The organism is Micromonospora coerulea, assembly GCF_016598485.1.
GTDB lineage: Bacteria > Actinomycetota > Actinomycetes > Mycobacteriales > Micromonosporaceae > Micromonospora > Micromonospora coerulea.
This window is the reverse complement of the sequence record NZ_JAEMUW010000001.1, coordinates 80489-94257: the sequence shown is the minus strand read 5'-3', so window position 1 is coordinate 94257 and position 13769 is coordinate 80489. Positions and strand designations below refer to the sequence as shown.

Sequence of the window (13769 nt, the reverse complement as noted above, 5' to 3'; positions counted from 1 at the left end):
TGCCCACCCGCGATGGGCACCTACGGGAACAAGTGTACCGGCTTCCCCACGAGGCGGCCCGGCGGGCCCGGTTCCGCCGGGCGTCCGAATCCGCGGGCGCACCGGGCCGACGAGGTCGTCGACGTACCCGGCGAAAAGGTGACTCGGGTCACGTCAGTTGCACGAGCAGTGCCACACCGAGCCCCAGCACGCTGAGCAACAGTCCCACCGCGCCGCAGCTCAGGCCGGCGACGGCGAGCCCCCGACCGGTGAAGCGAACCGCGGGCGGCGGCGCCGGCCGCCGGATCTGCCGACGGGCCAGCAGTCCGCCGACGATCGCCGCCGTCCCGGCCAGCCCGCCGAGCACCGTGAACGCCCCCGCGGCCCAGGCGCCGCCATAGTCCGGACCGGCGATCCCGAAGCAGAGCACCAGGAACGAGACCAGGATCGCGGCGATGCCGGTCACCAGCGAGCCCACGGCCAGACCCGAGGTCACCGGCGGCACGTCCAGATGGACCACGCCGAAGGGCGTGCCGGGGACCGGGTCGACGCGCTTCGGTGGGCGGGCCGGCTCGCGCGGGGGCGGCGGCACCGGCCCCGGCCGGGGACCCGCCGCCGGCGACATCGGGGCCCAGCCACCGCCCACCGGCGGGCTCCCCGGTGTCGCCCACCCGCCGCCGGGTGCCGGCGCGTTTCCCGGGTACGCCCCCGGCGTCGCCCATCCGCCGGGTTCCGGCGGCGCGCTCGGCCCCTCGTCGGGCCGGGCCCCCGGCATCGCCCAGGGGCTGGCGGGGCGGGTGCCCGGTGTCGGTCCGGCGGGGTCCGGCGCGGCGGCGGACCGGGTCGGGTCGCCTCCCGGCGGCGGGGCCGGTTCCGTCACGAGGTCCTCCTGTCGACGTGCGTGGCCGCCGCACGGCGGACACCGGCCAGGCTACCGTCGCCGCTCCTGCCAGCGGGCCCGGGCGCGGGCGGCTCCCCCGCGATCAGTCGACGTTCGGGGGGTAGTCGTGCCCGAAGGGGGCGTCGGCGAGCCGGACCACGCCGATCACCACCGCCACCACCACCGCCACGGCGGCCAGCACCAGACCGGTCCAGGCCAGCCGCTCCCCCCGCCGCAGCCGGTCCCCACCGGTCAGGAAACCACCGGAGGCGTACGCCTCCCGGCGGGCCTGCCGGGCCAACTGGAGGGCGATCGTCGACGGCACCACCCCGCCGACGAAGAGCCCGGTCAACGCACCGATCAGGCCCAGGGCGAAGACCGCGCGGGCCTTCGTCGACCGGGTCGGCTCAGGATCGAGCGGATGGCGCGGCCCGCGCTGGGCGACGGGCGCCGGCCCGGGTGGGATCGTCATGGCTCCATCATGCCCCGCCGGCCGGGACGGCAGGCCCGACCCGGCCGCCGTCGCGGTGGCCGCCTCCGCCACCGGAACCGGTGCGGACCGACCGAAACGCGACGAGGCCCCCGGCGGCTGCCGGGGGCCTCGTCGTTTCCTACTGCTTAGCGGTACGACCCGAAGTCGAAGTCGTCCAGCGGCACCGCCTGGCCGCTGGCCGGCCCGAAACCGTAGTCGGTCTCCGGGTAGCCGGTCATCGAGTAGACCTTGGCCTTCGCCTCCTCGGTCGGCTCGACCCGGACGTTGCGGTACTTGCTGATGCCCGTACCGGCCGGGATGAGCTTACCGATGATCACGTTCTCCTTGAGGCCGACCAGCGAGTCACTGCGCGAGTTGATCGCCGCGTCGGTCAGCACCCGGGTGGTCTCCTGGAAGGAGGCCGCCGAGAGCCAGGAGTCGGTGGCCAGCGAGGCCTTGGTGATACCCATCAGCACCGGGCGACCGGCGGCGGGCTCGCCACCCTCACCGACGAGTCGGCGGTTCTCCGACTCGAAGAGCGCCCGGTCGACCAGCACACCCGGCAGGAACTCGGTCGAGCCGGAGTCGATGACCGTCACCCGCTTGAGCATCTGGCGGATGATGATCTCGATGTGCTTGTCGTGGATGAGCACACCCTGCGAGCGGTAGACCTCCTGGACCTCCTGGGTCAGGTGGACCTGGACCGCGCGCGGGCCGAGGATGCGGAGCAGCTCGTGCGGGTCGATGGTGCCCTCGGTGAGCTTCTCGCCCACCTCGACGTGACCGCCGTCGTGGGTCCGCAGCTTGACCCGCTTGGAGATCTTGTCGTAGACGATCTCGTCGGTGCCGTCGTCCGGCACCACGATGATCTTCCGCGACCGCTCGCCGTCCTCGATCCGGACCCGGCCGGGGGTGTCGGCGATGGGCGCCTTACCCTTCGGCACCCGGGCCTCGAAGATCTCCTGGACACGCGGCAGACCCTGGGTGATGTCCTCACCCGCGACACCACCGGTGTGGAAGGTACGCATCGTCAGCTGGGTACCCGGCTCACCGATGGACTGGGCGGCGATGATGCCGACCGCCTCACCGATGTCGACCGCCTTGCCGGTCGGCAGCGAACGGCCGTAGCAGGCCGCGCAGACGCCCAGCTTCGACTCGCAGGTGAGCACGCTGCGCACCCGCACCGTCTCCACCCCGGCCGCGACGATCTTGTCGACCCCGATGGAGTTGATGTCCTGACCCCGCTCGGCGACCACGGTGCCGTCCGGCCCCTTGATGTCGTCGGCCAGGGTCCGGGCGTGCACGCTGGTCTCCGCGTGGGTGTGGACCACCAGCTTGCCGTCGAGCCGCTCGCCGATCTGCATCGGGATGGCCCGGTCGGTGCCGCAGTCCTCCTCGCGGATGATCACGTCCTGCGAGACGTCCACCAGACGACGGGTCAGGTAACCCGAGTCGGCGGTACGCAGGGCGGTGTCCGCGAGACCCTTACGGGCACCGTGCGTGGAGATGAAGTACTCCAGCACGGACAGACCCTCCCGGTACGAGGCCTTGATGGGCCGCGGGATGATCTCACCCTTCGGGTTGGCCACCAGACCACGGATCGCCGCGATCTGCCGGAGCTGGAGCAGGTTACCGCGGGCACCCGAGTTGATCATCTTCCACAGCGGGTTCTCCTGCGGCAGCGCGGTGTCCATCTCCTTGGCGACCTCGTTGGTCGCCTTGGTCCAGATCTCGATGAGCTCGCCGCGGCGCTCCTCGGCGGTCATCAGACCACGCTGGTACTGCTTGTCGATCCGGTCGGCCTCGGCCTCGTACCGCGCCAGGATCTCCCGCTTGCGCGGCGGCGCGATGACGTCCTCCATGCCGATGGTGACGCCGGACCAGGTGGCCCAGTGGAAGCCGGCCTCCTTGAGCCCGTCCAGGGTGGCCGCGAGGGCCACCTTCGGGAAGCGCTCGGCGAGGTCGTTGACGATCGCGGAGAGCTGACCCTTGCGGATCTCGTAGTTCACGAAGCGGTAGCCCTGCGGCAGCGTCTCGTTGAACAGCACCCGACCGAGGGTGGTCTCCACGGTCAGCGGCTCACCCTCGACCCAGCCCTCCGGCGCGACCCACGGCTCGGCGCCGGCGCCGTTGTCGACATCGGTGACGCCGCGCAGCCGGATCTTGACCGGCGTCTGCAGGTGCAGCTCACCGGCGTCGAACGCCATCCGCGCCTCGGCGTCCGAGCTGAACGCCCGGCCCTCGCCCTTGTCACCCGGGGTGAGGTGGGTGAGGTGGTAGAGACCGATGACCATGTCCTGCGTGGGCATGGTGACCGGCTTGCCGTCGGCCGGCTTGAGGATGTTGTTCGACGACAGCATCAGGATCCGCGCCTCGGCCTGGGCCTCGGCGGACAGCGGGACGTGGACCGCCATCTGGTCACCGTCGAAGTCGGCGTTGAACGCGGTGCAGACCAGCGGGTGGATCTGGATGGCCTTGCCCTCGACCAGCTGCGGCTCGAAGGCCTGGATGCCCAGTCGGTGCAGGGTCGGCGCGCGGTTCAGCAGCACCGGGTGCTCGCCGATGACCTCTTCCAGCACGTCCCACACGACCGGCCGCTGCCGCTCGACCATCCGCTTGGCGGACTTGATGTTCTGCGCGTGGTTGAGGTCGACCAGCCGCTTCATCACGAACGGCTTGAACAGCTCCAGCGCCATCTGCTTGGGCAGGCCGCACTGGTGCAGCTTGAGCTTCGGGCCGACCACGATGACCGAACGGCCGGAGTAGTCGACGCGCTTGCCCAGCAGGTTCTGGCGGAACCGGCCCTGCTTGCCCTTGAGCATGTCGGAGAGCGACTTCAGCGGGCGGTTACCCGGGCCGGTGACCGGCCGGCCGCGGCGGCCGTTGTCGAACAGCGCGTCGACGGCCTCCTGGAGCATCCGCTTCTCGTTGTTGACGATGATCTCGGGCGCGCCGAGGTCGATCAGCCGCTTGAGGCGGTTGTTCCGGTTGATCACCCGGCGGTACAGGTCGTTCAGGTCGGAGGTCGCGAAGCGGCCACCGTCCAGCTGCACCATCGGACGCAGGTCCGGCGGGATGACCGGGACGCAGTCCAGCACCATGCCGAGCGGCGAGTTGCGGGTGTTCTGGAACGCCGCGACGACCTTCAGCCGCTTGAGCGCCCGGATCTTCCGCTGGCCCTTGCCGGAGCGGATGGTCTCGCGCAGGCTGTCGGCCTCGGCATCCAGGTCCATGTTCTGGACCAGGGCCTTGATGGCCTCGGCGCCCATGCCGCCGGTGAAGTACTCGCCGAAGCGGTCGCGCAGCTCGCGGTAGAGCAGCTCGTCGGTGACCAGCTGCTTCGGCTCGAGCTTGCGGAAGGTGTCGAGGACCTCGTCGAGGCGGTCGATCTCGCGCTGGGCCCGGTCGCGGATCTGGCGCATCTCGCGCTCTCCGCCCTCCTTGACCTTGCGCCGGACGTCCGCCTTGGCACCCTCGGCCTCCAGCTCGGCCAGGTCGGCCTCGAGCTTGGCGGCCCGCTTCTCGATCTCCGAGTCGCGGCTGTTCTCGGCCTGCCGCTTCTCGGCCAGGATCTCGTTCTCGATGGTCGAGAGGTCACGGTGACGCGACTCGGCGTCCACGCTCGTCACGACGTACGAGGCGAAGTAGATGATCTTCTCGAGGTCCTTGGGGGCGAGGTCCAGCAGGTAGCCCAGCCGGCTCGGCACGCCCTTGAAGTACCAGATGTGGGTCACCGGAGCGGCCAGCTCGATGTGCCCCATCCGCTCACGACGGACCTTGGAACGGGTCACCTCGACGCCGCAGCGCTCGCAGATGATGCCCTTGAAGCGGACCCGCTTGTACTTACCGCAGTAGCACTCCCAGTCCCGCTGCGGGCCGAAGATCTTCTCGCAGAAGAGCCCGTCCTTTTCCGGCTTGAGCGTGCGGTAGTTGATCGTCTCGGGCTTCTTGACCTCACCGTGCGACCACTGACGGATGTCGTCGGCGGTGGCGAGGCCGATGCGCAGCTCGTCGAAGAAGTTGACGTCGAGCACTATGTCCCCTATGTCGTCGTCTGTACTGCTAGCTAGTGGGTGGGGTCAGGAGCCGGCGGACCGGCTCCCGACCGCTCACCTCAGACCTCTTCGACCGAGCTCGGCTCGCGCCGGGACAGGTCGATGCCCAGCTCCTCCGCGGCCCGGAACACCTCGTCGTCGGTCTCGCGCATCTCCAGGGCCACACCGTCGCTGGAGAGCACCTCGACGTTGAGGCACAGCGACTGCAGCTCCTTGAGCAGCACCTTGAACGACTCCGGGATGCCCGGCTCGGGGATGTTCTCGCCCTTGACGATCGCCTCGTAGACCTTGACCCGGCCGAGGACGTCGTCGGACTTGATGGTCAGCAGTTCCTGCAGGGCGTAGGCGGCGCCGTACGCCTGCATCGCCCAGCACTCCATCTCACCGAAGCGCTGGCCACCGAACTGCGCCTTACCACCCAGCGGCTGCTGCGTGATCATCGAGTACGGGCCGGTCGACCGGGCGTGGATCTTGTCGTCGACCAGGTGGTTGAGCTTCAGGATGTAGATGTAGCCGACCGCGATCGGGTCCGGCAGCGGCTCGCCGGAGCGACCGTCGAACAGCTGCGCCTTGCCGGAGGAACCGATCAGCTGCTTGCCGTCCCGGTTGGGCAGGGTCGACGAGAGCAGACCGGAGATCTCCTCCTCGCGGGCACCGTCGAAGACCGGAGTGGCCACGTTGGTGTCCGGCTCGGACTCGTGGGCGTCGATCGAGCGCAGCTGCTTCTTCCACGCCGCGTCGTCGCCCTCCACGCTCCAGCCGGTCTTGGCGACCCAGCCGAGGTGGGTCTCCAGGACCTGGCCGATGTTCATCCGGGAGGGCACACCCAGCGGGTTGAGCACGATGTCGACCGGGGTGCCGTCCTCTAGGAACGGCATGTCCTCGACCGGCAGGATCTTGGAGATGACGCCCTTGTTGCCGTGCCGGCCGGCGAGCTTGTCACCGTCCTGGATCTTGCGCTTCTGGGCGACGTAGACCCGGACCAGCTCGTTGACGCCCGGCGGCAGTTCGTCGCCGTCCTCACGGGAGAAGGTACGCACGCCGATGACCGTGCCGGTCTCGCCGTGCGGCACCTTCAGCGAGGTGTCCCGAACCTCACGCGCCTTCTCACCGAAGATCGCGCGGAGCAGCCGCTCCTCCGGGGTCAGCTCGGTCTCGCCCTTCGGCGTGACCTTGCCGACCAGGATGTCGCCGGGGACGACCTCGGCGCCGATCCGGATGATGCCGCGCTCGTCGAGGTCGGCGAGCATCTCCTCGCTGACGTTCGGGATGTCGCGGGTGATCTCCTCCGGGCCGAGCTTGGTGTCCCGGGCGTCGACCTCGTGCTCCTCGATGTGGATCGAGGTGAGCACGTCCTGCTGCACGAGGCGCTGCGACAGGATGATCGCGTCCTCGTAGTTGTGGCCCTCCCAGCACATGAACGCCACGAGCAGGTTGCGCCCGAGCGCCATCTCGCCCTCGTCGGTGCAGGGACCGTCGGCGATGACCTGACCGGCCTCGACGCGGTCGCCCTCGAAGACGACCGGCTTCTGGTTGACGCAGGAGCCGGCGTTGGAGCGGCGGAACTTGTGCAGCAGGTACGTCCGGCGGTGGCCGTCGTCCTGGTGGATCGTGATGTAGTCGGCGCAGAGGTCCTCGATGACACCGCCGACCTCGGCGACGACCACGTCACCGGCGTCGACCGCCGCGCGGTACTCCATGCCGGTGCCGACCAGCGGAGCCTCGGCCTTGACCAGCGGCACCGCCTGACGCTGCATGTTCGCGCCCATCAGGGCGCGGTTGGCGTCGTCGTGCTCGAGGAACGGGATCATCGCGGTCGCGACCGAGACCATCTGCCGCGGCGAGACGTCCATGTAGTCGACGGCGCCGGGAACCACGTCCTCGGTCTCGCCGCCCTTACGGCGGCAGAGGACCCGGTCCTCGGCGAACGTGCCGTCGGCCTTCAGCGGCGCGTTGGCCTGGGCCTTGACGTACCGGTCCTCCTCGTCCGCGGTCAGGTAGTCGATCTGGTCGGTGACCCGACCCTCGACGACCTTCCGGTACGGCGTCTCGATGAAGCCGAACGGGTTGACCCGGGCGAAGGTGGACAGGGCGCCGATCAGGCCGATGTTCGGGCCTTCCGGCGTCTCGATCGGGCACATCCGGCCGTAGTGGGACGGGTGCACGTCACGGACCTCGAAGCCGGCCCGCTCCCGGGACAGACCACCCGGGCCGAGCGCGCTCAGCCGGCGCCGGTGGGTCAGACCCGCCAGCGGGTTGGTCTGGTCCATGAACTGGGACAGCTGCGACGTGCCGAAGAACTCCTTGATCGCCGCCACCACCGGGCGGATGTTGATCAGGGTCTGCGGCGTGATCGCCTCGACGTCCTGGGTGGTCATCCGCTCGCGGACGACCCGCTCCATCCGGGAAAGACCCACCCGGACCTGGTTCTGGATCAGCTCACCCACGGTACGCAGGCGACGGTTGCCGAAGTGGTCGATGTCGTCGGCCTCGTAGCCGTCCTCGCCGGCGTGCAGCCGGCAGAGGTACTCCACGGTGGCGACGATGTCGTCCTCGGTGAGCGTGCCGGTGGTGATCGGCACGTCGACTTCGAGCTTCTTGTTGAACTTGTAGCGCCCGACCTTGGCGACGTCGTACCGCTTCGGGTTGAAGAAGAGGTTGTCGAGCAGGGTCTGGGCGTTCTCACGGGTCGGCGGCTCGCCAGGGCGGAGCTTCCGGTAGATGTCGAGGAGCGCCTCGTCCTGGCCGGCGATGTGGTCCTTCTCGAGCGTGGTCATCATCAGCTCGGACCAGCCGAACTTCTCGCGGATCTGCTCCGCGGACCACCCGATGGCCTTGAGCAGGACGGTGACGGCCTGCCGGCGCTTGCGGTCGATGCGAACGCCGACCGTGTCGCGCTTGTCGATGTCGAACTCCAGCCAGGCACCCCGACTCGGGATGACCTTGACGCTGGAGAGGTCGCGGTCGGAGGTCTTGTCCGGCTGCTTGTCGAAGTACACGCCCGGGGACCGGACGAGCTGGCTGACCACGACGCGCTCGGTGCCGTTGATGATGAAGGTGCCCTTGGGCGTCATCATCGGGAAGTCACCCATGAACACCGTCTGGCTCTTGATCTCGCCAGTGGTGTTGTTGGTGAACTCCGCGGTCACGAAAAGCGGCGCGCAGTAGGTGAGGTCCTTCTCCTTGCACTCCTCGATCGAGGCCTTGACCTCGTCGAAGCGCGGAGCCGAGAAGGAGAGCGACATGGTGCCGGAGAAGTCCTCAATGGGACTGATCTCCTCGAGGATCTCCGCGAGACCCGAGCGTGCGTGCGGGTCGTCCGCCGACCGGCCCTGCCAAGCCTCGTTGCCGACGAGCCAGTCGAAGGACTCGTTCTGAATGGCGAGGAGGTTGGGGACCTCGAGGTGTTCGGTGATCCTGCCGAAAGAAACTCGGCGGGGAGCGAAAGCGCTCGACGTACGACTGGTCTTCGCAGGGCGGGAAGCTGCCAAGATGCGTCCTTCCGAGGACCGGTGCTGCAGAACGGCTGGTACGCGTGCACTCCAATGACCCCACCAGAATTATCCGTAACCGGACATATCCGAGCAGGGGTCAAGTCGGAAGGCAGCGCAAACTAGCAGTGTAGCCGAGAGGCTAACCGCTGTCCAGCCCACCCCGCAGGTCATCGCGGAACTCGCCTCGGGACCTCGGAAAACCGGGTCTACCGGGCCGCTCGGAACGCGATGTTCCTGCCGGGCCGCTCGGGTGTCGCGGGCGGTGGTGCTGCCGTTGCCATTACCCGAGAGGTGGCCGTTGCAAGCGCGGAGGTCTTGCTGGTGTCAGCGTGCCTGTCAGCCGGGTGTCGCGTCAAGGGCCGGTTACCGGTCGGGGTGTCTTTCCCACCGACGGACTACCGACAGGACCCGCTGTGGAGCGGTAGGCCCGACCCGGACGCCCTGCTCACGCCGCCGCCACCGGAACCCAACAACCACAGCGGGCGGCGATCCGTTCCCGGATCACCGCCCGCCACGACGCGGTGTGCCCCAGCTCACGTGAGCCGGATGCGCGTCAGGGTCGTACGCAAGGTCACTTGAGGGTGACCTTGGCGCCCTCGCCCTCGAGCTTGGCCTTGGCCTTCTCGGCGGTCTCCTTGTTGGCCTTCTCCAGGACGGCCTTAGGCGCGGCCTCGACCAGGTCCTTGGCCTCCTTGAGGCCCAGGCCGGTCAGCTCACGCACGACCTTGATGACCTGGATCTTCTTGCCACCGTCGGCGTCGAGGATGACGTCGAACTCGTCCTTCTCCGGCTCGGCCTCGGCCGGCGCGGCACCCGCGGCGGCAACGCCCATCGCGACCGGGGCCGCGGCGGTGACCTCGAAGGTCTCCTCGAACTGCTTCACGAACTCAGAGAGCTCGATCAGCGTCATCTCCTTGAACGCGTCGAGCAGCTCGTCGGTGCTGAGCTTCGCCATGTCTGGCGTCCTTTCTCAAAGTGAAAACTAAGAACGTGGGTGCGCCGGGAGGCCTCAGGCCGCCTCGGCGCCCTCCTTCTCGCGCTTGTCCTGCAGTGCGGCCGCCAGACGGGCGGTCTTGGAGAGCGGAGCCTGGAACAGGGCCGCGGCCTTGCTCAGGTTGCCCTTCATGGCGCCGGCCAGCTTGGCCAGCAGCACCTCGCGGGACTCCAGGTCGGCGAGCTTCGTGACCTCGGCCGCGGAAATGGCCTTGCCCTCGAAGACACCGCCCTTGATGACGAGCTTCGGGTTGGCCTTCGCGAAGTCGCGAAGCCCCTTCGCCGCCTCGACGACGTCGCCCGAAACGAAAGTCAGCGCGGTAGGACCGGTGAACAGCTCGTCGAGCCCGGAGATCCCCGCCTCGGTCGCCGCACGCTTCGCCAGCGTGTTCTTCGCGATCGTGTAGGTGGTCTCGTTGCCGAGCGAGCGCCGCAGCTGGGTGAGCTGGGAAACCGTCAGACCACGGTATTCGGTCAGCACCGCAGCGCCCGCGTTGCGGAAGCTCTCGGTCAGCTCAGCGACGGCCGTGGCCTTGTCGGCCCGGATCGGCTTGTCCGCCATGTCCCTCCTCTCTCGTTGCTCGAGGCTGGTCGCCGCCGACGAGCGGATGCTCGGTGACGGCGCCGGAGGCATCACGACAACGAAAAGCCCCGGCGCAGGGCGCACGGGGCGAGGGCCGGCGATCACCATGGTCCGGACCACGGGAGGAACCGAATTTCGCTTGCCGCCCTGCGCGGGTCGCCCGTCATCGCGGGACCTTCGACCGTGCCGGAGCACGGTGACCAGCGGTCTCTGGGTGGAACTACCGCCCCAGGCTACGCGACGGGTCCGCGTACCGCCAAATCGGCCCCGGCGTGCGCCCGATCACTCCCTCAGGCCCGCGAGCGACGTCGCCAGGCGTAGCTGCCCAGCGCCACCGCGGCCCACGCGGCCGCCCAGAGCGACAGCAGCAGCGCCGTCGGCGCGGCCAGCGGGCCGGTCAGCGCCCGGGCGGTCGGCATCACCGGCGGGGCCAGCCACGGCGCGACCGAGTCGCTCAGGCCGAGCACCAGGGCGCCGACCGCGCCGAGGGCCAGCACCGCGATGCCGTACCCGGCGCTGCCGGTGACCGCCCGGCTGGCCAGGGCGCCGAGGGCCACCGCCGCCGGCAGCGCCAGCAGGTGCGCCCAGAGGCCGAGGCCGACCCCGGCGACGATCGAACGGTCCCCCGGCCCGACCGGGCCGGTCACCCCGCCGACCAGCCACGGGAAGATCAGCGCGACGCCGACCGTGCCGAGCCCGGCCAGGGCCGCGGCGAGCAGCCCGGCCGCCCGCTCCCGGGCCGGACCGACGGCCACCTGGGCCAGCCGGCGCTGCACATCCGGCTCCACGTCCAGCAGGATCTTGGTCTGCCAGGCCAGCACGGGGAAGAGCACCACCGCCGAGACGCCGTAGGCCTCCGCCGGCTGGGCCCGACCGCCGCCGTAGAGGACGCCGAGGGTCAGCAGGCCGGCCAGGACCGGCGCCAGCGCTCGTCCGGTACGCAGGAAGCCGGCCAGCCGCAGCCGGACCAGCGCGGTCACCGGGCGGCCTCCCGGGCCGGACCGGTCGCGCCCGGCTCGACGCCGTCGCCGAGGCTCAGCGACGGCGCCCCGGGCTCGGCCCTGCTCGGCACGGCCGACGACGCGGCAACGCCATCAGGAATGCTCGCCGCAGCCGGCGGCGCGGCGGCGCGTACCCGGAGGATGTGGTGGCCGTCGGCGCGCAACCGGGCCACGGTGCCGGACACCCGCGCGGCCGGGACCACCAGCTCCACCACCGCCATCGCCTCCGGCCCGGACGGGGACTCCTCGGCGACCGCTCCGTCGGCGACCGCCCACCGCCGCGCGGCGGGCAGCCGGACCGTCTCGCCCCGGTGGTCGCTGACCAGCACCGCACCCCCGTCGGCGAGCACCTCGTCGATCACCGCCGGCACCAGCTCGCGGGCCGCGGCGTCCAGCCCCTCCCAGGGCTCGTCCAGCACCAGCAGCCCCGGCGGGCGCAGCATTGCCTGAGCCAGGCCCACCTTCTGGGCGGTGCCCTTCGACAGCTGGGGCAGCCGGACCCCGCGGACCGGGGTGAGGCCGAGCCGGTCCACCCAGTGGGCCACGGCGCGGTCGGTCGCCGGGCCGGCGAGCCCGGCCACCCGCCCCATCGCCCCGAGGTACTGGTCCACGGTGAACGGCTGGTCGGCCGGAAAGCGCTCCGGCACCCAGCCGACGGCGGCCGGCCGGCCGAGCACCCGCCCGCGGGTCGGCCGCAGCACTCCGGCGGCGAGCTGGAGCAGCGTGGACTTGCCGACCCCGTTACGGCCGAGCACCACCGCGACCTCACCCGGGTCGATCCGCACGTCCGCCGCTCGCAGCACCCACGGGCCGCGCCGGTGGTACCGCAACCAGACGTTCTCCAGCCGCATGCCGCGAGCCTGCCACAGCGGAAAGCAGAACGGGGCCCCGCCACCTGTGGTGGCGGGGCCCCGTTACGTCAGGCGTGCTCAGCCCTCGGTCGAGGTCTCCTGCAGGTTCTTCACCACGTTCGGGTCGACCGGAACGCCCGGGCCCATGGTGGTGGTCAGGACGACCTTCTTGAGGTACTTGCCCTTGGCCGCGGACGGCTTGGCGCGGAGCACCTCGTCGAGGACGGCGGCGTAGTTGTCGATCAGCTGGGTCTCGGAGAACGAGGCCTTGCCGATGATCAGGTGCAGGTTGGAGTGCTTGTCCACCCGGAAGGTGATCTTGCCGCCCTTGATGTCCGAGACGGCCTTGGTGACGTCCATGGTCACCGTGCCCGTCTTCGGGTTCGGCATCAGGCCGCGCGGGCCCAGGATCCGCGCGATCCGGCCGATCTTGGCCATCTGGTCGGGGGTGGCGATCGCCGCGTCGAAGTCCAGCCAACCGCCCTGGATCCGAGCGACCAGCTCGTCGGTGCCCACCTCGTCCGCACCCGCGGCGGCGGCCTCCTCGGCCTTCGCGCCGGCGGCGAAGACGATCACGCGGGCGGTCTTACCGGTGCCGTGCGGCAGGTTGACCACGCCGCGGACCATCTGGTCCGCCTTGCGGGGGTCGACGCCGAGGCGCATCGCGACCTCGACCGTGGCGTCGAACTTGGTGTTGGTGGTGTCCTTGGCCAGCTTGACGGCCTCGGCGGGGGTGTAGAGCTTCGCCCGGTCGATGACCTCGGCGGCCTTGCGGTAGCTCTTGCTGCGCTGCATTTCTGCTTACTCCTGTGGTCTATGGCGGGCCGCGGTCACCGCGCGCCCTCCCACGAACTGATCGGGTGAGTGATGTCCGACGTCAGTCGGCGACGGTCAGACCCATCGACCGGGCGGTGCCGGCGATGATCTTCGCAGCCTGGTCGACGTCGTTGGCGTTGAGGTCGACCATCTTCTTCTCGGCGATCTCACGCAGCTGGGCGCGGGTCACGGAGCCGACCTTCTGGGTGTGCGGGACGCCCGAGCCCTTCTCCACGCCGGCGGCCTTGAGCAGCAGCCGGGCCGCGGGCGGGGTCTTCAGGACGAAGGTGAAGGTCCGGTCCTCGTACACGCTGATCTCGGCGGGGACGATGTCGCCCCGCTGGGACTCGGTCTGCGCGTTGTAGGACTTGCAGAACTCCATGATGTTCACGCCGTGCTGACCGAGCGCGGGGCCGACCGGCGGTGCCGGCGTGGCCTGGCCCGCCTTCAGCTGAAGCGTGAACGTCTTGACGAGCTTCTTCTTCGGAGGCATGTCTCTTCCTGGGGCTTGGAACTGGGAAAGATGCCGGCAGCGGGCGCGCACGGTCAGCGCGGTGCGACAGCCGACGTTCTAGGGTAGCGCAGACATCCGCCACCCTCGCCGCCGAGGTCCGACGGCCGGGTGAAACGACGCACCGGCGGCGG

The 13769-nt window shown here is 70.1% G+C and carries 10 protein-coding genes; all 10 read right to left on the bottom strand.

Features of this window, described 5'->3' with window-relative positions; genetic code table 11:
* Positions 1-148 precede the first annotated feature (148 nt).
* The gene (locus tag I8N68_RS00440; protein ID WP_234038380.1) at positions 149-604 is read right to left on the bottom strand and encodes a hypothetical protein; all 456 of its coding nucleotides are present in this window, start codon (positions 602-604) and stop codon (positions 149-151) included.
* Between the two features lie 358 nt (positions 605-962).
* The gene (locus I8N68_RS00435) at positions 963-1331 is read right to left on the bottom strand and encodes a hypothetical protein (protein WP_200206225.1); all 369 of its coding nucleotides are present in this window, start codon (positions 1329-1331) and stop codon (positions 963-965) included.
* Between the two features lie 146 nt (positions 1332-1477).
* Positions 1478-5365 (bottom strand): DNA-directed RNA polymerase subunit beta', encoded by a 3888-nt coding sequence (locus I8N68_RS00430; RefSeq protein WP_200206223.1) that lies wholly within the window; start codon positions 5363-5365, stop codon positions 1478-1480.
* Positions 5366-5445: 80 nt separating this feature from the next.
* On the bottom strand, positions 5446-8877 hold the full coding sequence (gene rpoB, locus I8N68_RS00425) for a DNA-directed RNA polymerase subunit beta (RefSeq protein WP_200206221.1): 3432 nt from the start codon (positions 8875-8877) through the stop codon (positions 5446-5448).
* 574 nt (positions 8878-9451) lie between these two features.
* Positions 9452-9835: a 50S ribosomal protein L7/L12 gene (rplL, locus tag I8N68_RS00420; protein ID WP_200206220.1), complete on the bottom strand. Its 384-nt coding sequence runs from the start codon at positions 9833-9835 to the stop codon at positions 9452-9454.
* A 54-nt stretch (positions 9836-9889) separates the two neighbouring features.
* A complete protein-coding gene (gene rplJ / locus I8N68_RS00415) occupies positions 9890-10435 on the bottom strand; it encodes a 50S ribosomal protein L10 (protein ID WP_200206219.1) in 546 nt (181 codons plus the stop codon).
* 311 nt (positions 10436-10746) lie between these two features.
* Positions 10747-11436: a hypothetical protein gene (locus tag I8N68_RS00410; protein WP_200206217.1), complete on the bottom strand. Its 690-nt coding sequence runs from the start codon at positions 11434-11436 to the stop codon at positions 10747-10749.
* A complete protein-coding gene (locus tag I8N68_RS00405) occupies positions 11433-12308 on the bottom strand; it encodes an ABC transporter ATP-binding protein (protein ID WP_200206213.1) in 876 nt (291 codons plus the stop codon). The genes I8N68_RS00410 and I8N68_RS00405 overlap by 4 nt, the downstream gene beginning before the upstream one ends.
* A gap of 78 nt (positions 12309-12386) precedes the next feature.
* Positions 12387-13103, bottom strand: a complete 717-nt coding sequence (rplA, locus tag I8N68_RS00400; RefSeq protein WP_200206205.1) for a 50S ribosomal protein L1 — start codon at positions 13101-13103, stop codon at positions 12387-12389.
* Between the two features lie 82 nt (positions 13104-13185).
* Positions 13186-13617, bottom strand: a complete 432-nt coding sequence (gene rplK, locus I8N68_RS00395; RefSeq protein WP_200206203.1) for a 50S ribosomal protein L11 — start codon at positions 13615-13617, stop codon at positions 13186-13188.
* Positions 13618-13769: the final 152 nt, after the last annotated feature.

Excerpts from the sequence above, each read along its gene's own strand:
- I8N68_RS00440 (WP_234038380.1), bottom strand. The coding sequence starts at position 604 with ATGTCGCCGGCGGCGGGTCCCCGGCCGGGGCCGGTGCCGCCGCCCCCG.
- I8N68_RS00435 (WP_200206225.1), bottom strand. The coding sequence starts at position 1,331 with ATGACGATCCCACCCGGGCCGGCGCCCGTCGCCCAGCGCGGGCCGCGC.
- rplL (WP_200206220.1), bottom strand. The coding sequence starts at position 9,835 with ATGGCGAAGCTCAGCACCGACGAGCTGCTCGACGCGTTCAAGGAGATG.
- rplJ (WP_200206219.1), bottom strand. The coding sequence starts at position 10,435 with ATGGCGGACAAGCCGATCCGGGCCGACAAGGCCACGGCCGTCGCTGAG.
- I8N68_RS00405 (WP_200206213.1), bottom strand. The coding sequence starts at position 12,308 with ATGCGGCTGGAGAACGTCTGGTTGCGGTACCACCGGCGCGGCCCGTGG.
- rplA (WP_200206205.1), bottom strand. The coding sequence starts at position 13,103 with ATGCAGCGCAGCAAGAGCTACCGCAAGGCCGCCGAGGTCATCGACCGG.
- rplK (WP_200206203.1), bottom strand. The coding sequence starts at position 13,617 with ATGCCTCCGAAGAAGAAGCTCGTCAAGACGTTCACGCTTCAGCTGAAG.